The following is a 26,618-nucleotide window of genomic DNA, read 5'->3' as shown; positions in this document are numbered from 1 at the left end:
AGCTCCCGTTTAGATGTCGACTGGCATCTATCGTAGCCCGTCGTTTAGATTGGAGTCATAATCTAATACAGGCGGGTGGCCCAATGGCCCCTGCCAGAACGTAGGAGCAGACATGGAACTGAAGAACGCGGTCGCGGTCGTCACCGGCGCCAACCGGGGCTTCGGTCGACATCTGGCCGCCCAGCTCGTCGAGCGCGGCGCCAAGGTGTACGGCGCGGCCCGGCGCCCCGAGACGGTGGACGTACCTGGCGTCATCCCGCTACTGCTGGACGTCACGGACGAGGCGTCTATACGAGAGGCCACGCGCGTGGCGTCCGACACGACACTTCTGATCAACAACGCGGGCATCTCCACCGGCGCGACACTGCTCGGAGGCGACATGACCGAGGTACGCCGGGACATGGAGACCAACTACTTCGGCCCGCTCGCCACGACCCGGTCCTTCGCCCCCGTCATCGAGGCCAACGGCGGCGGAGCGGTACTCAACGTCCTTTCCGCCCTGTCCTGGTTCCACCCGGCAGGGCTCGGTTCCTACGCCGCGTCCAAGGCCGCCGCCTGGGCTCTGACCGGTGCGACGCGCGACGAGCTGGCTCCCCGCGGAATCGCCGTCTCGGCGCTGCACGTCGGCTACATGGACACCGACATGGCTGCCGATGTGCCCGCCGGCCAAAAGGTCGACGCCGGCGAAGTCGCAGCCCAGGCCCTGTACGGCATCGAGACCGGCCTGCCCGAGGTCCTCGCCGACGAGACCAGCCGGCACGTCAAGCAGAGTCTGGCCGCGGCACCCCAACCGAACGCCGACTGACGCCAGCCCCCTCACCCCGGCGCGACCGGCACCGACGTCCAGCTGACCGAGGACCTGGCACCCGACCCGCCCTCCCCCACGACCGAGGTCGCTTCGTTCAGTACTGGGTGCGGCGTGCTCGGACGCGAGCGCTGCCCCGAGCAGTTCCGTGTCGTGGGCCACTACTGAAACGGACGCAGCAACTGGTGGAACAGGGCGAGTTGAACGGTGCCTGTCGGATGCGGGTCGCGTGTGACGTCTGCTGTGAGCGGGTCGGAAGAGATCGTTAGACTCACGGCACCCGGCGGCTCGAAGGGACGACACTTCCGTGCGCATGTACGACAATCCGGTGATCAGCGGGTTCCACCCCGATCCGAGTGTGTGCCGGGTCGGTGACGACTACTACCTGGTCTGCTCCAGCTTCGAGTACTTTCCCGGGCTTCCGCTCTTCCACAGCAAGGACCTCGTGCACTGGGAGCAGATCGGCAACGTGCTCGACCGGCCCGGGCAACTGCCGCTGCCCGTCCCCGGCGCCAAGGCGTCCGGCGGCCTCTACGCCCCGACCATCCGGCACCACGACGGCCGCTACTGGGTCATCAACACCAACATCGACGGTGGCGGCAACTTCGTCGTCTCGGCCCGGCGCCCCGAAGGCCCCTGGAGCGATCCCGTGTGGATCGACCTGCCCGGCATCGATCCCGACCTGGCGTGGGAGGAGGACGGCACCTGCTGGTGTGCCTTCTCCGGCCCCGAGGGGGGCATCAACATGGCCAGGATCGACCCGGTCGAGGGCACAGTGCTGGAGCAGCCCTTCGTCACCTGGTCGGGCAGCGGCCTCAAGTACCCCGAGGCGCCGCACCTCTACCGCATCGGCGACTGGTGGTACCTGCTGATCGCGGAAGGCGGCACGGAACGCGGTCACAGCGTGTCCGTGGCCCGCAGCCGCTCGCCGCGCGGCCCCTGGCAAGGCGCACCCTCCAACCCCCTGCTGTCCCACAGCGGCACCCCCCGCCCCATCCAGAACACGGGCCACGCGGACCTGGTGGAGGCTCCCGACGGCAGCTGGTGGATGGTACTGCTCGGTGTCCGCCCCCGCGGCTTCACGCCCGACGTGCACGTGCTCGGCCGCGAGACGTTCCTGACCCCGGTGGAGTGGGACGCGGACGGATGGCCCCTCCTCGCGCCCGTTCCCGTGAGCCATGCCGCCCCGGGCGGCGCCTGGCACCCCGTCCCGGCCCCGCCCACCCGCGACGACTTCGACAAGCACTCCCTCGCACCGCACTGGATCTCACCGTTCACCCGCCACGAGGGCTCCTGGTCGCTCACCGAGCGGCCCGGCTGGCTGCTCCTCGGCGCCACCGGCCCAACCCTCGACCGCCCCGGCTACACCTTCGTCGGACGGCGCCAGCAGCACCACGACTGCCGCGTCACCGCGCTGATCGACCCGGGCACAGGACGCGGTGGTCTCTGCGTGCGCCTGGACGAGGCCCACCACTACGAGGTGGAGGCAGGGGACGGGGAAGTCCGTGTCGTCGCCCGGATCGGGCCGCTGCGCCAGACCGTGGCCCGTCGACCGGTCCCGGCCGGGCCACAGCACCTCACCGTGACGATCCGCACGTCGGACCTCGTTCGCGCGTCACCCGAACTCACCGACGGCGGGACCACCGGGCCCGACACCATCGCCTTCGGGCTCGGCGACCCCGACACCCCGGACGCCCGACCCCTCGCCGAACTGGACGGACGCTACCTGTCCACCGAGGTCGCCTGCGGCTTCACCGGCCGTGTGATCGGCATGTACGCCACCGAGGGCACGGTCGCCTTCGACTGGTTCGAGTACGTCCCGACGCCGTCTGTGTGAGGCCCATGAACGGCCGTCCGCCTGTTCCTACATCGGAGCCGGGCGGCGAGGTACTCGCTCGCCGCTTCGAGTGAGTCGGTGTCGGGGCCGGTCAGTACCTGTGCGCAGACGGTCTCGCCGTCAAGGCAGTCCAGGCGGCAGCCGAAGGGATCCCTTGCGCACAAGGCCCGCGGTTCCAGCACCGAGTGCCGCTACCGCGGGCTTGGGGCCTGCACAGACCCGAATGAGAGGCGCCGCCCGGCTACCAGCCGGCCTTCACCGCGTTGTAGGCCGTACGACAGTCGGCGTTGGTGGCGTCCGCGGCCAGCTTCTCCATGGAGTCGCGCCAGACCGTCTTGGCCACCCTTTCCATGTCCCGGGTCTCGGCCGGGACATTGGGGGCGTGCTTCTTGATCGTCGCCAGTGCGGACCTGGCGAACTTGTTGCACACGGGTCCGGCGGCGTTCCGGTAGCGGCTGTCCAGGTCGGTCGCGACCGCCTGGCCGTTCTGGGTCGCCCAGGTGTTCCAGGCCGCGCACGCCACCTCGGTGAACACTGCCTGGTCGGCCTCGCTCATCCCCAACACCTGGGCCGTCATGGTGTTCTTGACCTTGTCCGGGACCGTGAAGTCCACGACGGGGAACTTGTCGAGTGTTTCGAGCAGCGCTTCCTGACATGCGGGCGGCAGCGGAGCGGCCTGTGCGGTGGAGGGGACGGCCAGCGTGGAGACGCAGACCACGGCCGCGGTGAGGACGGCGCGCCGGGCGGTACGCGAGACAGACATGGGGCGGTGCTCCTTGCAGTGGTGAACGGGTCGTTCCGGGCACCGATCCAGCGCCCGACAGCTGAACGATCACCGCCTGCCCAGGTCACGGGCGTATCGGCGGGACAGGGGGCGCACACGGGGTCGATGGCCGTCCGTGCGATGGGCGGAGCCCCCGAGCGGCCCCGGGGCAGCCGGGCGGTCAGGCGGGTCCCACCCTTTCCGGCGCCGGGCCGGACTCCGCCGGGGGCCGGTGAACGCCTGGGCCCTCGGTTCCTCCAGCGCCGCGGGGCGCCGGAAACGGCGGCTTCCTGTGCCGCACGAGCGCGTTCCGGGTACGTCGGCGGAAGACCAGGAATGCCGCCGCCGACGCGCCGGTGAGCCAGAGGCACTGGGTCAGGAGCGCCCGGCCGCCCGACGCGTCGGAGAAGGCGGCGGACATGCTGGCCTGTACCGCTCCGTACGTCGGGAGGAAGCGCACGACGGCACTGTCGGACCCGGAGCTGGAGAGGGGATTCTGCAGGGCGACGTCGAGGACGCTGATCATCAGGATGGCGAACATCCCTTCGACCTCGCGCCGGAGTACCGAGCCGAAGACCACGCCGAGCGCGCCGTAGGTGAGGGCGGCGCCGAACAGCGCTGCGGTGAGCAGCAGGGGCTGTCGCGGCGTCCAGGCGAACCCGGCGACCGCGGTGGCGTACACGGAGATCGCGACGCAGACCAGCGTGAGCGCGGACAGCTTGGCGAGGACGAGGTGGAACCGGGGGTAACCCGCCATCGCCAGCCGGCGGTCGAAGGCTCCCCCGGTGAACGTGGCCGCGAACATCATGAACCCTGCGATGAGGGTGACCGCGTTCAGCGCACCGGTGATCTGAGTGAGGTGGTTGCCGGGCGGGGAGAGCACCTCGCCGGTCGCCCGGAGCCGGAAGGGGGCGGGCTGATCGGGAATGGTCACATAGGCGAGGGCGATCCACACCGGGATGTACACGACCACCAGCAGCATGGCGAACCGGTTGCGGGCGTGTCCGATCAGCGCGTACCGCGATGCCGTGACGAACAGGGACAGGTGCCGCCTCACGCCGCGGCCTCCGTAGGCCGTTCCTGGATGTGCAGGCGCCCGCCCTCCAGGCGCCAGAGCTGGTCCAGCCGGTCGATGTCGTACGCGAGGTGCGAGACGACCAGCACCGAACGCCCTGCGTCGCGCAGCCTGGTCGCCAGTTCCCAGAAGCGCAGGTAGGTCTCCCAGTCGAAGCCCTGGTAGGGCTCGTCCAGCAGGAGTACGTCCGGGTCGTGCATGAGGGCCAGGGTCAGGTTGAGCTTCTGCCGCGAGCCCCCGCTGAGCCGACCCGCGCGCTGGTCGAGGTACTCGGTGAAGGCCAGTGTCTCCATCACCTCCTCGGCCCGTTCGAGCCCGGTGAGGCCGAACGCGCTCCTGAAGAAGTCGAGATGCTGGCGGACGGTGAAGGAGTCGTCCAGCACCACGGTCTGCGGACAGTAGCCGAACCTGCCGCCATGGTGCACGGTCCCCCGGTCCGGACGGAGTTCACCGGAGAGGATCTTCAGCAGGGTCGTCTTGCCCGCACCGTTCTCGCCGACGATCCCGGCCAGGGTGCCGGGCTTCAGCCGGAGGCCGACGCCCCTCAGGACGGCGTGCTGTCGGTAGGAATGGTGCACATCGTGGACGTCCATCGCTTCGCTCCGTGGTACCTGGCCTGCGGTGCGCGGAACCGGTCCGCACGTGCCCAACGAGTCGGCCGGGCGAGGGAAACGGCAGCCTGGAGAACGCCCCCTGCGGTGTCAACCTGGCGCCCGCCTGTCACGCGTGCGGCGGGAAGCCTGCCCAAAACCGCCTCGGTCGCAGTGGCGGCGGCTACCGTGACCGGCCTCCCGGAAGGTCGTACCCGTCTGACGTGAAAGGCCGGTCAGCCATGCGGAGAACATGCGTGATCGGAGCCGGCCCGTCCGGCCTGGCCGCGAGTAGAGTCCTCGCTTCGCGCGGCATCCCGTTCGACTGCTATGAGGCGGGCTCGGGCATCGGCGGGCTCTGGCGCTATGGCAACGACAACGGCATGTCGGGGGTGTACGCGTCGCTGCACGCGAACATCTCCAAGGAGAGCATGTCCTTCTCCTCGCTGCCGATGCCGGATTCCTACCCGGTCTTCCCGCACCACACCCAGGTCCTCGCCTACCTGGAGAGCTATGCGGAGACCTTCGGGCTGCACGGTCACATCGGACTGCGCACGGAGGTCTCCTCCGTGCGCCCTGTGGAGGGCGGCGGCTGGGAGGTCACCCGCCGGAGCCGAGGAGCGGCGGAGGCGGAGACCGATCGGTACACCGAGGTGGTGGTGGCCAACGGGCACCACTGGGACCCGCGTCTTCCGAGTCCCGCTGTGCCCGGGGCCGGGGTGTTCGAGGGCTCCGCCGTCCACGCGCACGCCTACCGCTCCCCCGAACCGTACGCCGGGCAGCGGGTTCTCGTCGTCGGGATGGGCAACTCCGGGTGCGAGATCGCGGCGGAGATCTCCCGTTCGGCGGCCCGGACGTTCCTCTCCGCCCGCGCCGTGGCGCACGTGTTCCCGAAGATGCTGCTCGGGCGGCCCGCGGACCACTGGGCGGTGAGCAGGGCGGCCGTGCTGCCCCGCTTCCTCAAGGACCCGGGGATGGCACTCCTGCTGCGGCTGGCCCGTGGGGCCCCCGCGCTCTACGGGCTCCCCGAACCGGTGCGGCGGCCTCTCGCCGCCCACCCCTCCACGTCGGACGAGCTGCTCGTCCAGCTGGCCCGGGGCGCGGTCACCGCGAAGCCCGGTATCCGCTCCTTCGGCAGGGACTCGGTGTCTTTCACGGACGGCAGCCGCGAGACCGTGGACGCCGTGGTGTACGCCACCGGGTACTCGCTGTCCTTCCCCTTCCTGGACCCCGCCGTCTTCGCCGCGCCGGACGGCCGCACCGAGCTGTATCTGCGCACGGTGCCGCCCCGGCTTCCCGGGCTCTTCTTCATGGGGCTCGCACAACCGGCTGGAGCGGCCTTCCCGTTGCTCGAACCGCAGGCCGAATGGATCGCCGACCTGATCGAAGGGGAGGTCCTCCTGCCGACGCCCGCGGAGATGACCCGGTCGATCGCCCGTGCGCGGGAACGGCACGACAAGGTCTACGCGCCGTCCTACCGGCACGGGATCGAGATCGACATCTGCGCCTACCGGCGGGCCCTTCGCCGGGAGCTCCGGGCGGGCAGACGCCGAGCGCGCCGGGCAGACGCTCGACGCCCCGACGCCGCGCCTCGTCCCGCTCCGGTGTCCGACACGGTGTGACGAGCCCTCCCGCACCGGTACGGGGCGGCAGGGCTGGTCATGTAACGGGCCGGGGCGGCACGGAGCCCGCGCCCCGGCCCGTACGCCCGCTCAACCCCGCTGCACGCTCTCGGCCAGCTCTCGCACGCCCTGTTCCCACAGCTCCGGCAGCAGCTCGCCCAGCGGCAGGGCGCGGTCCGCGACGAAGGACACCTCCGCCCAGTCGCCGAAGAACGACAGCCCCACTCCGCAGAGGTGTCCCGGCACGAGGAGCGGCAGCAGGGCCGTCCCCGTCACCCGGGTCTCCCCCAGGCTCCCCTTTTCGGCGAGCGGCATGGAGGTGGCCATGACGTTGGTGACGCGGGGGGACAGCATCCTGCGCAGGTACCACGCGGTGGGACGGTCCGGCATGTAGCGGACCAGGTCCTGAACGGCCTGTCGCCAGGTGTCGCCCCGCAGCTTCCGGGTCACCGCCATGATCTGGTCGAGCCGTCGCAGCGGCGCCTCCTCGTCCGGGGAGCCGTGCGGGCGGCCCGGGGCGGGGCCCACCGGCAGGTCGACCGGAAGGGCGAAGCAGCGGTTGCCCCAGGTCTGCTCCTCATCGGCCCGCCGCGCGTCGACGGGCAGCACGGCCGTCACCCGGGGCAGTGGTACACCGGAGCGGGCCGCCCACACCGACAACGCCCCGGCCAGCGCTGCGAGATGCGCGTCGTGGGCCGAGCCACCGCGTCCGGCGCCGATCAGCCGCAGGGTGTCCACGGGGACGCGCCCCCGCCACAGCCGCCGCTCACCGGCAGGGGCGAAGGCCGGGTCCGGGCGGTGACCGCGCACGGTGAAGGTGCGCGCCAGGAACCTCGTGGCCAGCGCGACGGCCGCGCCGAACCGCCGGGGCACGCCGAACACACCGCTCCCGCCCGGCAGTGGACGCGCTGACGGCTCCCCGTCGCCCAGCATCGCGCGGAACGTCATGGCGGCGGCCGAGCCGTCCTGGCAGGCGTGGAGGAAGCGGTAGCAGAGGGCGTACGCGTCGGGTTCGTGGCCGTGGATCAGCCAGACCCCCCAGTAGGCGCCGGGGGCGAACGGGGCGTTGAGCGCGCTGTGCAGGGCTGTGTCCCAGTCGGCGGGTCCGTCGGCCACCACCTCGTACACATGCCGGTCGACGGGGAAGTCCTCGGACGGCTGCCACCCGGGCCGCCTGCCTCCCGTCACCCGGCTGGTGAGCAGCGGCAGTTCACCGAGCCGGAACGCCACGTACGCGCGGAGATCGGCCAGGCTCGGGGGCGGACCGCTGAGATACGCGACGCCGCCCGCGTCCCAGCGGACCTCGGGGCGGCGGCGCTCCAGGTCGAGGAACGCGCGGTCGACCGCGTGGGTGGGATGACGGGGCGGGGGGACGGAACGCTTCGGCCGGTCGGACCCCGTAGAGGGGTCCGCCGGCGCGGTGGGCGGGGCGGACACGGTGGACTGCTCGGAATCGGGCATGCGGGTGCGGGCTCCCGTTCGGGCCGAGGCGGTCGCGATGACCACCGGTGGTGGGACAGAGGTACGGCAGCACGCGAAGGGCGGGGAATCCAATGGCCGGGCGCCCCACCCACCCGAGCCGGTCGCGCTGCCGGGACCGGCGGCTCACCAGGATGACCGGCGACCGGGGCTGCGCCGGCCGGCTGCGGTGGCCCGTCCCGGCTCCGCGGGCGGGCACCGGACGGTTCCGCGCCGGTCGCCGCCCACCCGCTCTCCGCACCTCGGGGCCTCGTTTTCCCGTGCCGCGGCGGGCCTCCGACGCCTGGCGCGCGCGGCCGTGTCCCGGGGCGCGGCCTCCGAGGGTGTGATCCCGGTGCACCGTGACGAGTTCCACCGAAAGAGGGACCGGCCCGAGCGGCGTGCACCGGCGGCACCCACGGTCGAGCGAGATCCTCCGTTCGGGTGGCCAGGACGGATCAATGGGTGTGTTCCGTCCGCCGTCTGCCATTGTGTGAAAACGCCGGAGATCACCAGGGTTCGAAGGCCTGGTGAGCCCTGTCCGGGACGGGCGTCGGCAGCGCCGGCGACACCGGCAGCACGGATCGGCGGGACGATCCGGACCGTGCGCGGCGCGATCGCCGACGACGACCCGCGCGGGACGGTCGACGCCGTGCCGCTCGTATCCGCTTCGGGTCCGCCGCACCGCCGGTGCTCCGCCTCCGCACGCCCCGCACGGCGGGGACCGCCCTTCTCACCGCTCTGGGAGCCACGCTCGTGCACGTCGCACTCACCGGCGCCACCGGATTCCTCGGGCTGCGCCTGTTACGTCGTCTGCTCGACACGCACGCGTGGGTGACGGTCCTGGCCCACGCCGGTTCGGGCGACGCGCTGCACCGCATCACCCGTTCCCTCGAACTGATGGGTGCGCCGAGCGCGTTCCTCGCACGACTGCCGGAGCGGCTGAGGGTGGTGGAGACCGATCTGGCACTGCCCCGGCTGGGCCTGTCCGCACGGGCGTTCCGAGAGCTGGCCGACGGCCTCGGCGCGATCTGGCACAGCGCGGGAAGCATCCATCTGGAGGGGGACCTTCCCGAGCTGCGGCGGACCAATGTCGAAGGCACCCGCCACGTCCTGGAACTGGCGGCCGCCGGGCGCGCGGAACCGGTGGTGCGCCATGTGAGCACCGCGTTCGTGGCCGGCGCGCGGCGCACCGGGGTGGCGTACGAGGACGAACTGGACGACGGCGCCGGTTTCGAGAACGCCTACGAACAGTCCAAGTACGAGGCGGAGCTGCTGGTTCACGCCTGGTCCCGCGAGCACGGGCGACCGGCCTTGGTGCTGCGGCCGAGCATCCTCGTCACGGACGTGCCCTCGCACCCGGAGCTGCCTTCGCACCCCCTGCAGGTCGTCGAGCGCATCCTGCGCGACGCGCGACGGGCGACCGTCGCCGCACCACCGACCGCCACGAGCTCTCCCAACGGGGCTCCGGACGGTTCTTCCCGCGGCGCTCATGGGTTGCCGGGCCCCGGGGCTCGGCCCCGGGTACGGACGGTGGGGCACCCGCACGGGCGGCTGAACCTGCTACCGGTGGAACACGCGGCCGACGTCATGGTCCGCCTGTCCGAACTGCCGTCCTCACACGGGGTCGACACGTACCACGTCGTCCATGACCGCGATGTCCCCGTGCCCACCGTCGTCGCCCTGCTGGAACGGCTCGTCCCCCTCTCGATCGACCTGGTCGACGCCAAGCCGGAGGACCCTTCGGCGCTGGAGACCATGATCGATTTCTACCCGGGCATCACGGCCTACCTCACCCACCGGCGGCGGTTCGACGACACCCGGGTGAGGACCCTGCTCGGTCCGGCGGCGGTCTGCGCTCCGGTCGGTCTCGATCGGCTGTGGTCCGGACTGGCCCCGAGGAGCGGGGCGCTCCCCCGGCCCCCGGACACCCCGCCCGCCCCTGCGCCCGCACCGTGCTCCTGAGCTTCCCGTACGTCGCAGACGGCGTACGCCCGACCAGCAGCAACCGTCCCGCCCCGTTGGAGCTTCCGTGTCCGTTCTCGCCGCTCCCCGCGCCCTTGCCGTGCGTCCGCCGGTCTTCTCCCCCCAGGGGATCGCCGACCGTGTCCGGCTGATCCGGGAACCCGTGCACGTCGTCAGCGGCCCGGACGGCCGGGAGCTGGGCCTCGCGACCGGGGCGCCGCCCGCCGGTCCGGTGCTGGGCACGCTGCCGCCGCTGTATCCCGAGTGGCTCGGCGGCCGGACCTTCTGCGAGGCGCACGGCGTCCGCTTCCCCTATGTGGCGGGGGAGATGGCGAACGGCATCGCGACCACCGGCATGGTCGCGGCGATGGCGCGGGCGGAGATGATCGGCTTCTTCGGTGCGGGCGGCCTGCCCCTCCCGGAGGTGGAGCGGGCTGTGCACTCGCTGGCGCAGGAGCTGGGGTCCCGCACGAACTGGGGAGTCAATCTCATCCACTCACCGGCCGAACCGGAGCTGGAGTGGCGGGTCGCGGAGCTTCTGCTGCGCTGCAGCGTCCCCCGGATCTCGGTGTCGGCGTTCATGGAGCTGACCCCTGCGGTCGTACTGTGCTCGGCGCAGGGCCTGCGCCGGGGTGCGGGCGGCAGCGTCGTCCGGCGTACGCGGCTGCTCGCGAAGCTCTCCCGTCCCGAGGTGGCCGAGAGGTTCCTCTCCCCCGCCCCGTCCGCTCTGCTGGACCTTCTTGTCGCGCGTGGCAGCCTGACCCGCGAGGAGGCGGCCCTGGCGGCCCTGGTGCCGGTGGCCGAGGACATCACCGTCGAGGCGGACAGCGGCGGGCACACCGACAACCGGCCGTTGTCGGTCCTGCTGCCGCGGATCGCCGCCCTGCGCGACACGGTCTGCCGGCGGTTCGGGTACCGGCGGCCGGTCCGCCTCGGCGCGGCCGGGGGCCTCGGCACCCCGGACGCGGTGGCCGCCGCCTTCGCTCTCGGCGCGTCCTACGTCGTCACCGGTTCGGTGAACCAGACGGCGGTCGAGGCCGGTCTGTCCGACGAGGCCAAGGCGATGCTGTGCGACGCGGACGTCGCCGATGTCGCCATGGCGCCGTCGGCCGACATGTTCGAGCTGGGCGTGAAGCTGCAAGTGCTGTCGCGGGGCACGATGTTCGCCCGGCGGGCCGGCCGCCTGTACACGGCCTACCGTGACCACGGCTCGCTGGAGGAGATCCCGCCCGCGCTGCGTACCGCCATCGAACGCGACGTGCTGGGCGCCCCGTTCGAGGAGGTCTGGCAGCGCACGCGTGCCTTCTGGGAGGAGCGCGATCCGGCGGAAACCGTCCGTGCGGAGGCCGACCCCCGACACCGCATGGCTCTGGTGTTCCGCTGGTACCTGGGCAGTTCCAGCCGGTGGGCGATCACCGGGGAGAGCGCGCGGCGGGCCGACTACCAGATCTGGTGCGGACCGGCGATGGGCGCGTTCAACCGGTGGGCGGCCGGCACCTTCCTGGCAAAACCGCCCCACCGGTCCGTGACGCAGATCGCCCTCAACCTGCTGGAAGGGGCCGCGACACTCACCCGCGCCCATCAACTGCGCACGTACGGCGTTCCGTTGCCTTCCGAGGCGTTCACCTACACGCCGCGCGAGCTGGCGTGAGCGGCCCCGCCGCGGCACCGTCCGCCGCCGCCCGACCCCGAGGAGAGACCATGTCCGGCTCCACCCCCCGCCAGGTCCCCATCGCCGTGGTCGGCGTCGGGGCACTGGTTCCGGGCGCCACGGACGCAGCCGGCTACTGGCGGGTCGTGACCGGCGGCCGCGACCTGATCACCGAGGTCCCCGCCTCCCGCTGGCGGGTGGAGGACCACTACGATCCGGACCCGGCCGCCCCCGACAAGACGTACGCCCGCCGGGGCGCCTTCCTTCCCGAGGTGGACTTCGACCCGATGGCCTACGGGGTGCCTCCCGCCAATCTGCCGGCCACGGACACCTCCCAGCTGCTCGCCCTCATGGTCGCCGACCAGGTGCTGAGGGACGCCGGCGGGACGTCCGGGATCGACCGGGACCGGACCGGCGTTGTCCTCGGGGCGGCCGCCCTCGAACTGCTGCCGCACATGTACGGGCGTTCCCAGCGCCCCGCGTGGCTGGCGGGGCTGCGGGAGAGCGGGCTGGATGAGGCCGAGGCGCAGGCCGTGTGCGACCGCATCGCCGCCCGCTTCGAGCCGTGGCGCGAGTCGACCTTCCCGGGGCTGCTGGGCAACGTCGTCGCGGGACGGATCGCCAACCGGTTCGATCTGCACGGCGTCAACCACACCACCGACGCCGCCTGTGCCAGCTCGCTGGCCGCCCTGTCGACGGCGGTCGGAGAACTGTCCCTGCGCCGGGCGGACCTGGTCATCAGCGGCGGCGTGGACACCGGGAACGACATCGGCATGTTCCTGTGCTTCTCCAAGACGCCCGCGCTCTCCCCCAGCGGCGACTGCCGCCCGTTCGCGGAGGCGGCGGACGGCACGATGCTCGGTGAGGCGGTCGTGATGTACGCCCTGAAGCGTTTGTCCGACGCAGAGCGCGACGGCGACCGGATCCACGCCGTGATCAGGGGCATCGGCACCTCGTCGGACGGCCGGAGCACAGCGATCTACGCCCCGCTGCCCGAGGGGCAGGAACGGGCCCTGCGACGCGCGTACGAGGAGGCCGGCTACCCGCCGGAGACCGTGGAGCTGGTCGAGGCGCACGGCACCGGCACGAAGGCCGGGGACACCGCGGAACTGGCCGCGCTCAACGCGGTGTTCGGCGCTTCGGGACGTCCTGACGGCCAGTGGTGCGCGATCGGCTCGGTGAAGTCTCAGATCGGGCACACCAAGTGCGCGGCGGGTGCGGCGGGGCTGCTCAAGGCAGTGATGGCCCTCCACCACAAGGTGCTCCCGCCCACCGTCAAGGTCGAACGGCCGAACCCGGCGGCCGCCGCCCCTCACGGCCCGTTCTACGTGAACACGCAGGCCCGGCCGTGGGTGCGGCCGGCCGGTCATCCGCGCCGGGCGGCGGTGTCGAGTTTCGGCTTCGGCGGCAGCAACTTCCACGTCACCCTGGAGGAATACGCCCCGCCGACCGTGCCCACCCCCTCATCGGGCACGCACGCAGGCACCCCTGCGCGCCCCGCGCCGAAGAACACGGGCCGCCCTGCCCTGCGCCACCGCACGGCGTCGAGCGAGCTGGTCCTGTTCGCCGCCGCCTCGCCGTCCGCCCTGGAGGAACGACTGCCCGAGGACGGACGGCCGCTGGCCGCGCTGGCGAGGGAGAGCCACGCCGCGTTCTCGCCCACCGCCCGGGTGCGGCTGGCCGTCGTCGCCGCCGACACCGATGACCTGCGGGGGAAGTACGCGCAGGCGCTCGCGCACATCCGGCGGCGCCCCGAGGCGTCGTTCTCGGCCCCTTCCGGAATCCGGTACGCGTACGGGGAGCCCGCGCCCGGCCGCATCGGCTTCCTGTTCCCCGGGCAGGGCTGCCAGTACGTCGGGATGGGGGCCGAGCTCGCGATGCTGGCCCCGACCGCGCAGGCCGTGTGGGACCGGCTGGGTTCCATCCGCTTCGACGGAAGGCCGCTGCACCGGGCCGTGTTCCCGCCGCCCGCCTTCACCGAGGAGGAGCGCGCCGCCCGAGCGGCCCTGCTGAACGCCACCGAGTGGGCTCAGCCGGCGCTGGCTGTGCACGCGCTCGCGCTGCTGGCGGTGGTGCGGGAACTGGGGCTGCGGCCGGACTGCGTGGCCGGCCACAGTTTCGGCGAACTGGTGGCACTGCACTGCGCGGGCGCCCTGGACGCGGAGTCGCTGGTCGGGCTGGCGCGGCGCCGCGGCGAGCTGATGCGGGAGGCGGCGGCCACCCCGGGCGCGATGCTGGCGGTGGCGGCGGACCGCGTACGCGTGGCGGAGGTACTGGCCGGCGGTGGCTTCGAAGACATCTGGCCGGCCAACCACAATTCGCCCCGTCAGACGGTGCTCTCAGGTTCGGCGGCGGCGGTCGAAAGGGCCAGGAGCGCCTTCTCGGCCGCGGGGATCGCCTCCCGCGGACTGTCCGCGTCGACCGCCTTCCACAGCCCGCTGGTCGCCCCGGCTGTTGAGCCGCTCGCCGCCCACCTGCGCACGGTGACGTTCTCGGAGCCCCGGATCGAGGTCTACGGCAACACGGACGCGGCACCCTACCCCTCCTGCCCCGACGCGGTGCGCCGCCGGGTCGCCGGACATCTCGCCTCGCCGGTCCTCTTCCAGGACCAGATCGAGGCGATGTACGCGGCGGGGGTGCGGACCTTCGTGGAGGTCGGCGCGGGGGCCACGCTCACGGGCCTGGTCGGGCAGATCCTCGGCGGCCGTGAGCACGCGGCCGTGCCCCTCGACCGGCCGGCCGGGGCGGGTGCCGACACCTTCCACGCCGCGCTCGGTGAACTCGCCGTGCGGGGCGTTCCCCTCGACCTCAATCCCCTCTGGACCCCCTACGCATCGCCCGTAACACCAGCGAAGGAGCGCGAGCCCCGAATGACCGTGAAGATCAGTGGAGCCAACTACGGTCAGCTCCCGCCCTCCGGAACCCCGCACGTCGAACCGACGCCCGCCCCGGACCACGGGCCGCGCCCCGACGCCGTACCGGCGGTCGCCGCCCCCGTACCGGCGGTCGCGCTGCCCTCGCAGGCCCCCGGCGACGTGCCACTGCCACCGGTGTACGAGCCGGCTGCCGCGTCCTCGCCGCAGGAGTTCGGCCCGTCGCACCCTGCGGAGGCGCCGGCTGACGCCCGCCCGGTCATCGGCGACGATCGGCAGCTCGCCGTCGAGAGCATCCACCGGCAGACGGCCGAGACCCACCTCGCCTGTCAACGTCTGCTGACGGACAGCCATATGGCCTTCCTGAGGATGACCGAGACGACCCTGGCGGCGCTGCTCGGTGCGCCGGTCCCGGGTGCGGCCCCGGGCATGACAGCGCCCGCTGCGCTGCCGCTCCCCCGCTCCGTCGGCCCGCTCGACGTACCGGCCGCCGTGGCGCCCCCGGTGGCGGCGCCGGCTCCCGCCGCGGTCGTCGGGGCCGCGACGCCGTATCCCGTCCCGGAGGCGAGCGACCCTCCGGCGAGCGCCGCGATGCGCCCCTCGGTGTCGGAGCCGGCACTACCGACCGAAGCACCGGCACGGGACGCGTCGGCGCCGGACCGATCGGCGTCGGAGCCTACTCCCTCGGAGCTGTCTTCCTCGGAGCTGTCTTCCTCGGAGCTGTCTTCCTCGGAGCTGTCTTCCTCGGAGCTGGAGGAGTTGCTCCTGTCGGTGGTGGCCGACCTCACCGGCTACCCGACCGCCATGCTGCACGTGGACATGGATCTGGAGGCGGACCTGGGCGTCGACTCCATCAAGCGGGTCGAGATCCTGTCGGCCGTGCGCCGCCGGGTGGGCGACGTGGCGGTCGGGGACGCCGGACGGCTCGGCAAGCTCCGCACCCTGCGGGAGATCACCGCGGCACTCGCCTCCGGCGCCCGGACCGCCGGGCCCGCGCCGGAGCCGGACGTCCCTGTCGTGCCCGCGCCCCGCGCGGACGCGTTCGAGCCCTCCCCGGCAAAGGCTCGCGCGGCCGCCCCGTTCTCCACGACCGTCGATGTCCCGGCCGTACGGGGCGACGGATCCGAGCCGTCCGCCGATGAGGCGGGGGTGGACGGGTGGACACCCCTGACCCGGCTGGTGCCGCGCATGGTGGAGTCCCCGGTGTGCGGGCTGGCCACGGCGGGGCTGCTGGACGGGCCGGTCGTGGTGAGCGGCGAGGACGTGGCGGGGTGCCCGGTCGTCGGCCTCGTGGCCCGGAAGCTGGCGGAGCGCGGTGTGGACGCCACCGCCGTGGCGGAGGTACCCGAAGGGGCGCGCGGCGTCATCCACCTCGGCGGCCTGTCCGCGAGCGGCACACCGGACGAGGCCCGGGAGGTCCACCGCTCGGCGCTCCGCGCGGCGCGCGCGCTGGCACCGCGGGCGGCCGGGGGCGGCGGCCTGTTCGTCACCGTCCAGGACACCGGCGGCGACTTCGGGCTCGGCGGACACGCGCCCGGCCGTGCGTGGCTGGGCGGGACGGCCGGACTGGCCCGGACCGCCGCGAAGGAGTGGCCGGACGTCCGGGTGAGGGTCCTCGACTGCGAGCGGGGCGGGCGGAATGACGAAGAGGTCGCCGACGCGATCGTGTGCGAACTGCTCGAAGGCGGAGCCGACACGGAGGTCGGCCTTCGTGCGGACGGCACCCGCGCCCTGCTGCGGATGGTGCCCGGCCCGCTCACACCCGGCGGCGCCCCGCGCATCGGCGAGAACTCCGTGATCGTGGCCACCGGCGGCGCCCGCGGGGTGACCGCCGCCGCGCTGCTCGACCTGGCCAGGACCCACCGGCCGCGGATCGTCCTGCTCGGACGGACGGAGGCGGCCGCCGAGCCCGCCGGTCTGGCATCGGCCACCAATGAACGGGCCCTCACCCGACTGCTCGCGCAGCGAGCCGGGGATGCGGAGGGGTCCTCGCCCGCCCGGATCGCGGAGGAGGCCCGGAGGATTCTCGCCGCCCGCGAAGTACGGACGACGCTGGCCGGGCTGGAGGCCGCCGGTTCGCCCGCCCGGTACGTCAAGGTGGATGTCCGGGACGCCGACGCCCTCACCGCGGCGCTGCGCGAGGTGCGCGCGACGTGGGGGCCGGTGACCGGCATCGTGCACGGGGCGGGCGTGCTCGCCGACAAGCGGATCGCGGACAAGACCGACGAGCAGGCCGAGCCGGTCATGGCCACGAAGGTGGACGGCCTGCGGGCGCTGCTGTCGGCGACGGCGGACGATCCCCTGGACACGATTCTGCTGTTCTCGTCGGTGGCCGCCGTGTTCGGCAACGCGGGCCAGAGCGACTACGCCATGGCCAATGAAGTCCTCCAGCAGGTCGCGTCGGCCGAGCAGGCTCGCCGCCCCGACTGCCTGGTGCGCTGCGTGGCCTGGGGCCCCTGGCAGGGCGGCATGGTCACCCCGGCCCTGGCCGCGCACTTCGGCCGGGCCGGGGTGCCGCTCATCCCCCCGGCCCAGGGCGCCGCGGCCTGCACCGCCGAACTAAACGGTGCGGCCGGCCAGGCCCGTGTCGTGCTGACGGCCGGCGACGGGCCGACGGCCGCGGACGAGCGGTTGCGCGCACAGGTGCTGGTCAGCTCGGACACCCTGCCGCAGCTGGCCGACCACGCGCCCGCCGGCGTCCCGGTGCTGCCCGTGGCGCTGGTCCTGAACTGGTTCGCGGGCGCAGCGGCAGCCTGGCTGCCGGCCGAGGGGCAGCTCGTCCTGCGTGATCTGCGGGTGTACCGGAAGTACGACCTGCCGGAGCTGGAAGGCGTGGGCCACCGGCTCACCGTGCTCGGCAGCCGGGGCGCGCCCGGCTCCCCGGCCGGGGTGGAGGCGGAGCTGCGGGGCGAGGAGGGGCCGGCGCATTTCCGTGCCGTCGTGGACACCGGCGACGGCGCGCCCGACCCGTCCCGCTGGGACACCCCGGCGGACCTGAAGCCGCTCGACGTGTCCGCGCCGTACGACGGGGGCGTCCTCTTCCACGGTCCCCGGTTCCACGCCCTGCGCGAAGTGCGCGGTGTGTCGGAGCACGGGGCGGAGGCGACGGTCGCGGGCCTGCGGTCCCTGGGCTGGCCGGGCGGGCGCGGTCCGCTGGATCCGGCGGCCGTGGACGGGGCGCTCCAACTGGCGCTGCTCTGGGGCGAGAAGGTACTCGGGGCCGCGACCCTGCCGATGGCCGTCGCGGAGTGCAGGGTGTACCGGCGGGGGCCGGTGGACGACGCCGTGCGCTGTGTGGTGCGGGAACGGAAGGTCCACGACACCGGGGCACGCTGCGACGCCGCGCTGATCGGCCCCAGCGGGTCCGTCCTGCTGGAGCTGACCGGCGTCGAACTCGTCAGCCGCCCCTCCTGACCGGGCACTTCCCCTCCTGTCCGAACCCGCCGTGAAGTGAGACCCGCATGCGTTTCGAACCGATCGCCATCGTCGGCCGGGGCTGTGTCCTGCCCGGCGCACTGGACCCGGACGGGTTCTGGGAGAACGTCGCCGCCGGGCGTACGAGTCTGACGGCGGCCCGGGAAGGCCGGTGGCGGCTGCCGCGCCACCGGGTCATGGGCACGGTGGACGACCACCTCGACCGCACCTGGACCGACATCGGGGGGTACGTCGAGGGATTCGAATCCGTCTTCGACCCGGAAGGCTTCCTCCTCCCCCCGGAGCGGATCGCGACGCTGGACCCGCTCTTCCACTGGGTGCTCTACGGGGTACGGCAGGCACTCACGGAAGCGGGCCGCACCACACCGCTGCGGCGCGGCGGGCTGATCCTGGGCAACCTGTCGTACCCCACCCCCACCGGGGCGGCCTTCGCCGAACACGTCTGGCTGTCGGCGCAGCGCCCTCAGCTCCGCGAAGCGCTGCTGACGGGTGGACGCCACCCCCGCCCCGATGCCCGCAACCGCTTCTCCTCCGGCCTCCCGGCCCTGCTCGCGGCCCGCGCGCTCGGGCTCGGGGCCGGGGCGTGGTCCCTCGACGCGGCCTGCGCCTCCTCGCTGTACGCGATCAAGCTGGCGTGCGACCGCCTGCACGACGGCACGGCCGACCTGATGGTGGCCGGTGCGGCCAGCCGGCCCGACCCTCTCTACCTGCACGTGGGGTTCTGCGGGCTGTCCGCGACGAGCCGCACGGGGCGCAGCCGCCCCTTCGACCGGGACGCCGACGGGCTGGTGCACGGTGAGGGCGCCGGGTTCGTCGCCCTGACGCGGCTCTCCGACGCCCGCGCGGCGGGGCTCCCCGTGTTCGGCGTGATCCGCGGGGTGGGGCTGTCCAACGACGGGCGGGGGTCCGGTCTGATCAGCCCGTCCGAGGAGGGCCAGGTGCGGGCGATGCGCCTGGCGTACGAGGTGGCGGGCGTCGCACCCGAGTCGGTGTCGCTCGTCGAGTGCCATGCGACGGGAACCCCGGTCGGCGACGCGGTGGAGGCACGGGGCATGGCCCGGGTCTTCGGGGCCTCCGACGACGTGCCGATCGGTTCGGCGAAGTCGAACATCGGGCATCTGCTGGCCTCGGCGGGCGTGGCGGGCCTGCTGAAGGTGCTGGGTGCGATGCGCGCCGGGGTGCGCCCGGCGACACTCGGCGCGCGCCGGCCGCTGGACGCCCTGTCGGGCACGCCGCTGCGCGTGCTGGACACGGCGGAGCAGTGGGCGGGACCCCGCAGGGCGGCGGTCAGCGCGTTCGGGTTCGGCGGGACCAACGCCCACCTGCTCCTCGACGACCCGGACGACGCTCCCCCGCCCTCCGTGCCCCGGCCGGCGTACGGACCGCGGCCCACCGCGCGGCGGGCCGCACCGGCGGACGGGGCACCCCAGGACCCGGTGCCGGGACCCGACGCGCCGGACACCCCGGCCGCGGCGGCCGACAGCGGTGCGCCGGGCGACCGTACGCCCGGGGCATGCGCGGTACCCGTGGCGATCGTCGCCATCGGGGCGCGGGTCGGGGAGGGAACGTCGGTCGAGGACCTCCGCCGGGCGGTGCTGGGCGGTGAACGGCGCGGCCCGGTCGCGGAGATCGCCGTGCAGCTGACGGGCCTGTGCTTCCCCCCGCTGGCCCTGGAGCGGACCGTACGCCATCAGCTCCTGGTGCTGGAGGCCGCCCGGGAGGCCGCCCGGACGGTGAACCTGCCCCGGGAGCGGACCATGGTGGTCATCGGTACCGGCGTGGACCCGGAGGTGGCCCGGGCGGGCGCGCGCTGGCGGATTCCCCACTGGCTGGAGGAGTCGGGTGTGCCCGTCACCGCGGCGTCGGCGGACCTCGCCCGGGACGCCTTCACCCCGCCCATGACGGCGGAGGGGGTGGTGGGCAGCATGCCGAACCTGGCGGCGAACCGCATCAGCACCCAACTGGACCTGGCGGGACCGAGTTTCACGGTGTCCGCCGAGGAGGCGTCCGGGCTGGTGGCGCTGGAGGCCGCGGCCCGCGCCCTGCGGTCGGGGGAGGTCGACGCCGCACTCGTCGGCGCCACCGACCTGTCCTGCGAAGCGGTCCACCGGGCCGCCGTGCGGGAGTCCGCTCCCGGCGTGGAGCCCGGTGACGCGGCGGTCGTCGTGGTCCTCAAGCTGCTGGACGCCGCCCGCCGGGACGGGGACACCGTCGTCGCGGTGCTGGACGAGGAAGCCGGCGGCGAACCCGACATGGTCATCGGCGACGGCCCGGACGCGGGATTCGATCCGGCCTCCGCCTTCGGGCGCGCCCATGCGGCGTCCGGGCTGGTGTCCGTCGCCGTCGCGGCGCTCTCGCTCCAGCACCGCGTGGTCCCCCGCCCCGACGCGTCCGCCGACACGACGGCCGTCACCCACACCGCGCGGGCCGTCGCCGTACCGGTTGAGGGGCCGGCCATGAGCGTCCGGCTGCGCGCCGGGGATCCCCGGCCGTGGCTGCCGGGACCCGCCCCGCGCCTGCGCGTCTTCTCCGGGGCGGACCGCGCTCAGGTGCTGGCCGCACTGGAGGCCGGGACCGAGTCCTCGGCGGGCCCGGCCCGGCTGGCTCTCGTGGCGGACGGCGGCACCGCCTGGGCGGAGCGCCGCGAAGCGGCCCGTCGCTGGCTGGCGGAGGGCGGGGCCCGCCCGGCGGATGTCCTGTACCGGGACGCGCCGGTCGGCGGCGAGACCGCCTTCGTGTACACCAACGGCTCGGCCGCGTACCCCGGGATGGGCCACGCGCTGACGCTGGCGTGCCCGGCGCTGGGCGAGAGCGTCCGTGCGGGGCACCGGGCGATCGGGACGCGGCTGCGCTCCGGGAGGGGGCCCGGCGTGCTCGACCAGATCTGGTCCGTCGCCGAACTGGCGGTCTTCCACACCGTGTTCAGCCGTGAGGTGCTGGGCCTGCGGCCGGACGCCGCGATCGGCTACTCCTCGGGCGAGTCGACGGCACTGGTCGCGCTGGGCGCGTGGCCGGACGCCTCGGGGCTGTACGAGGCGACGCGGGAGAGCGGGCTGTTCACCACGGAGCTCACGGGTGAGCTGCGGGCGGTGCGGCGCTACTGGCGGCAGCGCGGAATCGGCGGCGACCGCTGGTCGAGCTATCTGGTCGCCGCGCCTCTGGAGGCCGTCCGCGCAGAGCTCGCCGGGGAGCGGGCGGTCCATCTGATGGCGGTGAACGCGCCGGGGGTCTGCGTCGTCGGCGGCGAGTCCAAGGCATGCGCGGCCGTGGTCACCCGGCTGGGCGTGGACCGGGCCATCGAGCTGGACTACGACATGGCTGCCCACGCCCCGGAGTTGGCGGAGGTCCGCGAGGTGTGGCGCGAGGCCCACCGCCGCCCCACGGTCGAGGTGCCGGGGGTCCGGTTCTACAGCGGGGCCACCGGCCGGGCGTACCGTCCGACGACTGAGCGGGCCGCCGAAGCGCTCACCGCTCAGGGTCTGGGCACGATCGACTTCGCGGCGACGATCGAGCGGGCGTGGGCGGACGGTGTCCGCGTCTTCGTGGAGCACGGGCCCCGGAAGCTGTGCACCGGCTGGATCAAGCGGGTCCTCGGGGACCGGGAGTTCGTGGCCGTCGCGCTGGACGCCCCGGACGACACCGGGCTGCGGAATCTGTGCCTGGCCGTCGGCGAACTCGTGGTGGCCGGGGTGCCGGTGCGGGCCGACGCGTTGACCGCCCGGCTCGAGGAGGCCGCCACCGGTCTCCCAGCCCCCGGACCAGCCGTCACCGTTGCCGTACCCCTCACGCCCTGCCTGCCGCCCCTCGAGCCCGCCGTGACCGTTCTGCCCCGGGCCCCCGAGCTGGCGCCGGTGCCGGCGGAGCGGCCCGCTCCCGGGGAACGGCCCGGTGCCCCGGTTGCCGCCGGGCCCGCCGCCGCGGTGGGGCCGGTGGCCCGGCTGTCCGACCCGGCGTCCCCGGCGCCGGGGTCGCCGGGGGTCGCGGGCACGGTCGCCCGGCAGAGCCGGCGGGCCGCCCTGGTGCACGAGGAGATCATGGCCGCGCACGCGGAGGCCCACCGGCGGTTCCTGCATGTGTCCGCGCTGGCCGTCACGGCGCTGACGGCGGGCGGCAGGGCGGACGCCGGACGCGCGGCGGTTTCCCTGCCCCCGGGGGGCGTTGCCTCCGTTCCGGCGTCCGCCGCCCTCCCCGTACGACCGCCGTGCGCCCCGCCCGTCCCCGTGCGGCCGCGGGGCCCGGTACCGGCCCCGCGCCCCGGCACGGCTCCGGCTGCGGTCCCCGTCCCGGGGGCGAAGCCGGTGTTCGATCGGGCCCAGTTGGAGCACCTCGCCTCCGGGGAGATCTCCACGCTGTTCGGTCCGCGCTTCGCCGAGCAGGACCGGTACGCGGTGCAGACCCGGATGCCCGGACCACCCATGCTCTTCGCCGACCGGGTCACCGCCATCGACGCGGTGCCCGCGGCGCTCGTCCTGCCGGGGCCGGTCCGCACGGACGGGCGGATCTGGACGGAGACCGACGTCCTGACCGACAGCTGGTACCTGGACGCGACGGGACGCATGCCGGCCGGCGTGCTGATCGAGGCGGGACAGGCCGATCTGCTGCTGCTCAGCTGGCTGGGGGCGGACCTGCTCAACCGGGGCGAGCGCGCCTACCGCCTGCTCGGCTGCGAGGTGACGTTCCATGGCGGCCCGCCCCGCCCCGGCGACACCCTGTGCTTCGAGATCCATGTGGACGGCCACGCCGAGGCGGGCGGGGTCCGGCTGGCCTTCTTCCACTACGACTGCTACGTGGACGGCGAGTTGCGGCTCAGCGTCCGCGAGGGCCAAGCCGGCTTCTTCACCCCGGCCGAACTGGCCACCAGCGGCGGGGTGCGCTGGGACCCGGCCGAGCACGCTCCCGGCGACGACCTTCCGTTCGACCCTCCGGCCGTACGCTGCGAGCGGAGCCACTTCGGCACGGACCGGGTGCGGGCCCTGGCGCAGGGGTCGCCCGCGGAGTGCTTCGGGCAGGGCTGGGAGGCGACGGCAGCCCATGTGCGGACTCCCCTGCTCGACGGGGAGCGGCTGCGTCTGCTGGACGAGGTCACGGTGTTCGACCCCGTCGGCGGACCGTGGGGCCGGGGGTATCTGCGCGCCGAGACGGCGGTGTCCCCGGACGACTGGTTCTTCACCGGCCACTTCAAGAACGACCCCTGCATGCCGGGCACCCTGATGCTCCAGGGCGGTCTCCAGGCCATGGCCTTCTATCTGACGGCCTCGGGCCACACCGTCGACCGGGACGGCTGGCGTTTCGAACCGGTCGACACCCAGCCGTCCCGGACCAAGTGCCGGGGCCAGGCGACCCCGGAGTCCCGGAGGATCGTCTACGAGCTGTTCGTCCGGGGTGTCTCGGCCGGGCCGGTGCCGACGCTCCACGCCGATGTCCTCGGGTCGGTGGACGGCAGGAAGGCGTTCCTGGGGCGCGGCATGGCACTCCGGCTGGTGCCCGACTGGCCGTTGTCGCAGTGGCGGGACTCGGGCCCGCCCGCCGTGCAGGAGGACGGAGCGCCAGTGCCGCCGCCACGGCTCGGCGGGCTGTCCGGGCACCGGGAGGCAAAGGCGGTGGCCGTCGCGGCCGACGGATTCCGCTTCGACTACGCGTCGTTGCTGGCATGCGCCTGGGGCAGGCCCAGCGAGGCGTTCGGCACCATGTACGAGCCCTTCGACGGCACTCGCAGGGTCGCAAGGCTCCCCGGGCCGCCCTACCACTTCATGAGCCGCATCGTCTCGGTGGACGGCGTCCAGGGCGGCATGCGAGAGGGCAGCGTCGTCGTCGCCGAGTACGACGTACCGGAACGGGCGTGGTACTTCGAGCAGAACCCGTCCCGGTGCATGCCGCTCGCGGTCCTCATGGAGGTCGCGCTGCAGCCCTGCGGGTGGCTGGCCTCGTACGCCGGCAGCGCGACGACCAGCGAGCAGGATCTGCTGTTCCGCAATCTGGACGGAGTGAAGACGGTCACCGGCGAGGTCACCGCCGGGACGCGAACGATCCGCACCCGGGCCGAACTGACCCGTGTCTCGCGCAGCGGGGACATGATCATCGAGTCGTTCCGGGTGGTGTGCACGGCCGACGACGCGCCCCTCGCCGAACTCACCACGGTCTTCGGCTACTTCCCCCGGTCGGCGTTCGACGACCAGCAGGGGCTGCCGGTCCCGGCCGAGGAGCGCGCCCGTCTCGACGAGCCCTGCAACCGAGTGGTCGACCTGACCGCCCGCCCCGCCCGCTACTGCGCCGGGGAGCCGCGCCTGCCGGGCCGCATGCTGCTGATGCTGGACCGGGTCACGGGCTCCTGGCCGGAGGGCGGAACCGCGGGTCTCGGCCGACTGCGGTCGGAGAAGGACGTGCACCCGGACGCCTGGTTCTTCCGGGCCCACTTCTTCCAGGACCCGGTGCAGCCCGGTTCCCTGGGGGTCGAGGCCATGTGCCAGCTGCTCCAGTACCACCTGATCGAAGGCGGCGCGGCGGACGGGATCGCCCACCCCCGGTTCGAACCGGTGCTGCCCGGCCGGGAGACGGTGTGGACCTACCGGGGCCAGATCACCCCCGCCAACCGGCTGATCCGGGTGGACATGGACATCGTGGAGACCGGTACGGACGCACGCGGGCCCTATGCCGTTGCGGACGCGACGCTGTGGGGCGACGACACGTGCATCTACCGGGTGCGGGGGCTGGGGATGCGGGTGGTGTCGGGCCCCCCGCCCGTGCGGTGATCTGCTCGGCCCTCCAGCGCGAGGTCGGCCGCCAGGCCCGTACGACCGCCGTGCTGGCCGCCGCGGTGCCGGTTCGCGCCGGGCAGGTCGCCTTCCCCCCTGCCCCGGCGGTGACGCGTTCTGGGTGGGGCTGGTCGACCGGCGCCTCGCCGCGATGCAGGCTGCCGGCGCGGAGGGTTGAAGCTCTGATGGCCGTTCAGCTCTCCGCGTCGGATGGGGGCGGGTGCCAGGAGTGCGCCGGTGCGCCGGGCTGCTCGGTTGGCTGCGTTGAAGCCGCAGCGGACGGCGATCGACTTGGGGGCGGTGGAGAGGTAGATGTGGGGTTCCGGCAAACCTACCCACGCCAGTCCACAGGGGGATGCCTCCCCACCGTGCATATGCCCGGGCGGGAGCGCAGTCGCCGGCCTTGCTCCCGGTGGGACGGTGTCTCCTGCCACTCGTGGCCGCAGTACGGATTCCGCCACCGCATGAGCTTGGGCGAACCGGTCTGGGTCGACCTCGTGCCTCGAGGCGTCTCGCGGGACGTCCTGCTGTACGCGGAAGCGGTCCTGCCGACCGACTGAGGGCCAACCGCAGCGTCGTGCATGCGGGACGGCGCGGGCGGCGGCGACGTTCCCTGACGTTCCGCCCACAACGCATATGTGATCATGACGTGTGGTGGCTGGGGTGAGTTTCACACGATCGTGTAGGTCATGTGATGGGTCGTCACAGGCATTGATCTTGCCTTGTCTTGGAGAGAGTAGGACGAAGTGACCTCGTCACTTCGTCGATGACTCCCGTCGACGCTTTCCAGAGGACGACCACATGAACCAGATCAACGCCGCACGCCCGGACGCACCGGTGAGGGACGAGGCAGTTCCGTCGCGCTACGCGCTGAAGGTCGGCGACATCGATGTCACGGTGATCAGCGACGGGGTGCTGGCGATCAACCCTGCGACGCTGGCCACCAATGCCGACAAGGCCGAGCTGTCGGCCTGGCTCCGTGACAACTTCCTGCCGCCCGAGGTGATCGACTACCCGCTGAACGTTTCCGTGGTCCGGAGTGGGGACCGGACCATCCTCATCGACTCCGGGCTGGGTACGGAGTTCCCGGGCTTTCCCCGGGCCGGGCAGTTGGCCATGCGGCTGGACGCCGCCGGGATCGATCCCGCGTCCGTGACCGACGTGGTGCTCACCCACTTGCACATGGACCACATCGGGGGGCTGCTCGTCGAGGGCCTGAGGGGCCGACTGCGCAAGGACCTCCGGGTCCATCTGGCCGCCGCCGAGGCCGAGTTCTGGCAGGCGCCGGACTTCTCCCGCACCGCCATGCCGGCGCCGGTGCCCGAGACGCTCGTCACGACCGCCGCGCGGTTCCTGGATGTCTACCGCGGCCAGTTGCGCCCCTTCGAGACCGAGTTCGAGGTGGCGCCCGGCGTACGGATCGAGCGCACCGGCGGTCACACTCCCGGTCACAGCATCGTCCGCCTGGAATCGGGCGGAGAGCGGCTGACGTTCGCCGGTGACGCTGTGTTCCAGTGCGGGTTCGACCAGCCCGGCTGGTACAACGGCTTCGAACACGACCCCGAGGAGTCGGCTCGGGTCCGGATGGCTCTGCTGAAGGAGATGGCGGCGAGCGGTGAGCATCTGATGGCCAGCCACCTGCCGTTCCCGTCCGTCTGCCACGTGGCGACCGCCGGCAACGCCTTCCGTTTCGTGCCGACGGTCTGGGACTACTGAGCCTCGGCGGCGCTGCCGGTTCCGTCAGCCCGAGGGCCTGGGCGGGGCGGAGGCCGAGGGTCCGGTCCGGGTGAAG

At 73.4% G+C, this 26,618-nt stretch carries 12 protein-coding genes; 8 read left to right on the top strand and 4 right to left on the bottom strand.

Features of this window, described 5'->3' with window-relative positions:
* Positions 1 to 112 precede the first annotated feature (112 nt).
* Positions 113 to 805 carry an SDR family oxidoreductase gene (locus R2E43_RS38540; protein WP_003978761.1) on the top strand — a complete coding sequence of 231 codons (693 nt, stop codon included), beginning with the start codon at positions 113 to 115 and terminating at the stop codon, positions 803 to 805.
* 313 nt (positions 806 to 1,118) lie between these two features.
* A complete protein-coding gene (locus tag R2E43_RS38535) occupies positions 1,119 to 2,642 on the top strand; it encodes a glycoside hydrolase family 43 protein (RefSeq protein WP_332057077.1) in 1,524 nt (507 codons plus the stop codon).
* A 241-nt stretch (positions 2,643 to 2,883) separates the two neighbouring features.
* Here R2E43_RS38535 and R2E43_RS38530 read toward each other — a convergent pair whose 3' ends face one another.
* From R2E43_RS38530 to R2E43_RS38520, 3 genes are all read right to left on the bottom strand, one after another.
* Complete coding sequence (locus tag R2E43_RS38530; RefSeq protein WP_332057076.1) at positions 2,884 to 3,405, bottom strand: hypothetical protein; 522 nt, start codon at positions 3,403 to 3,405, stop codon at positions 2,884 to 2,886.
* A gap of 181 nt (positions 3,406 to 3,586) precedes the next feature.
* Positions 3,587 to 4,462, bottom strand: a complete 876-nt coding sequence (locus tag R2E43_RS38525) for an ABC transporter permease (RefSeq protein WP_011026861.1) — start codon at positions 4,460 to 4,462, stop codon at positions 3,587 to 3,589.
* Positions 4,459 to 5,073 (bottom strand): ABC transporter ATP-binding protein, encoded by a 615-nt coding sequence (locus R2E43_RS38520; protein WP_332057075.1) that lies wholly within the window; start codon positions 5,071 to 5,073, stop codon positions 4,459 to 4,461. Before R2E43_RS38520 ends, R2E43_RS38525 begins: the two co-directional genes overlap by 4 nt.
* Before the next feature lie 254 nt (positions 5,074 to 5,327).
* On the opposite strand from R2E43_RS38520, the gene R2E43_RS38515 reads away from it, so the two are divergent.
* Positions 5,328 to 6,692 carry an NAD(P)-binding domain-containing protein gene (locus R2E43_RS38515; protein WP_332057074.1) on the top strand — a complete coding sequence of 455 codons (1,365 nt, stop codon included), beginning with the start codon at positions 5,328 to 5,330 and terminating at the stop codon, positions 6,690 to 6,692.
* Between the two features lie 90 nt (positions 6,693 to 6,782).
* Here the strand turns inward: R2E43_RS38515 and R2E43_RS38510 are convergent, their stop codons facing one another.
* A complete protein-coding gene (locus tag R2E43_RS38510) occupies positions 6,783 to 8,129 on the bottom strand; it encodes a hypothetical protein (RefSeq protein WP_332057149.1) in 1,347 nt (448 codons plus the stop codon).
* 777 nt (positions 8,130 to 8,906) lie between these two features.
* On the opposite strand from R2E43_RS38510, the gene R2E43_RS38505 reads away from it, so the two are divergent.
* The 5 genes from R2E43_RS38505 to R2E43_RS38485 all read left to right on the top strand — a co-directional run bounded on the left by R2E43_RS38505 (position 8,907) and on the right by R2E43_RS38485 (position 26,542).
* Positions 8,907 to 10,115, top strand: a complete 1,209-nt coding sequence (locus tag R2E43_RS38505; RefSeq protein ID WP_332057073.1) for an SDR family oxidoreductase — start codon at positions 8,907 to 8,909, stop codon at positions 10,113 to 10,115.
* 67 nt (positions 10,116 to 10,182) lie between these two features.
* The gene (locus R2E43_RS38500; protein WP_332057072.1) at positions 10,183 to 11,766 is read left to right on the top strand and encodes a PfaD family polyunsaturated fatty acid/polyketide biosynthesis protein; all 1,584 of its coding nucleotides are present in this window, start codon (positions 10,183 to 10,185) and stop codon (positions 11,764 to 11,766) included.
* Between the two features lie 50 nt (positions 11,767 to 11,816).
* Positions 11,817 to 18,053, top strand: a complete 6,237-nt coding sequence (locus R2E43_RS38495; RefSeq protein WP_332057071.1) for an SDR family NAD(P)-dependent oxidoreductase — start codon at positions 11,817 to 11,819, stop codon at positions 18,051 to 18,053.
* Positions 18,054 to 18,100: 47 nt separating this feature from the next.
* The gene (locus R2E43_RS38490) at positions 18,101 to 24,823 is read left to right on the top strand and encodes a beta-ketoacyl synthase N-terminal-like domain-containing protein (protein WP_332057070.1); all 6,723 of its coding nucleotides are present in this window, start codon (positions 18,101 to 18,103) and stop codon (positions 24,821 to 24,823) included.
* Between the two features lie 804 nt (positions 24,824 to 25,627).
* Entirely contained in the window at positions 25,628 to 26,542 is a 915-nt protein-coding gene (locus tag R2E43_RS38485) for an MBL fold metallo-hydrolase (protein ID WP_265700944.1), read from the top strand.
* The last annotated feature ends 76 nt before the right edge of the window (positions 26,543 to 26,618 follow it).

Source organism: Streptomyces violaceoruber (assembly GCF_033406955.1).
Lineage (GTDB): Bacteria > Actinomycetota > Actinomycetes > Streptomycetales > Streptomycetaceae > Streptomyces > Streptomyces violaceoruber.
This window is presented reverse-complemented; position numbering and strand designations above follow the sequence as displayed.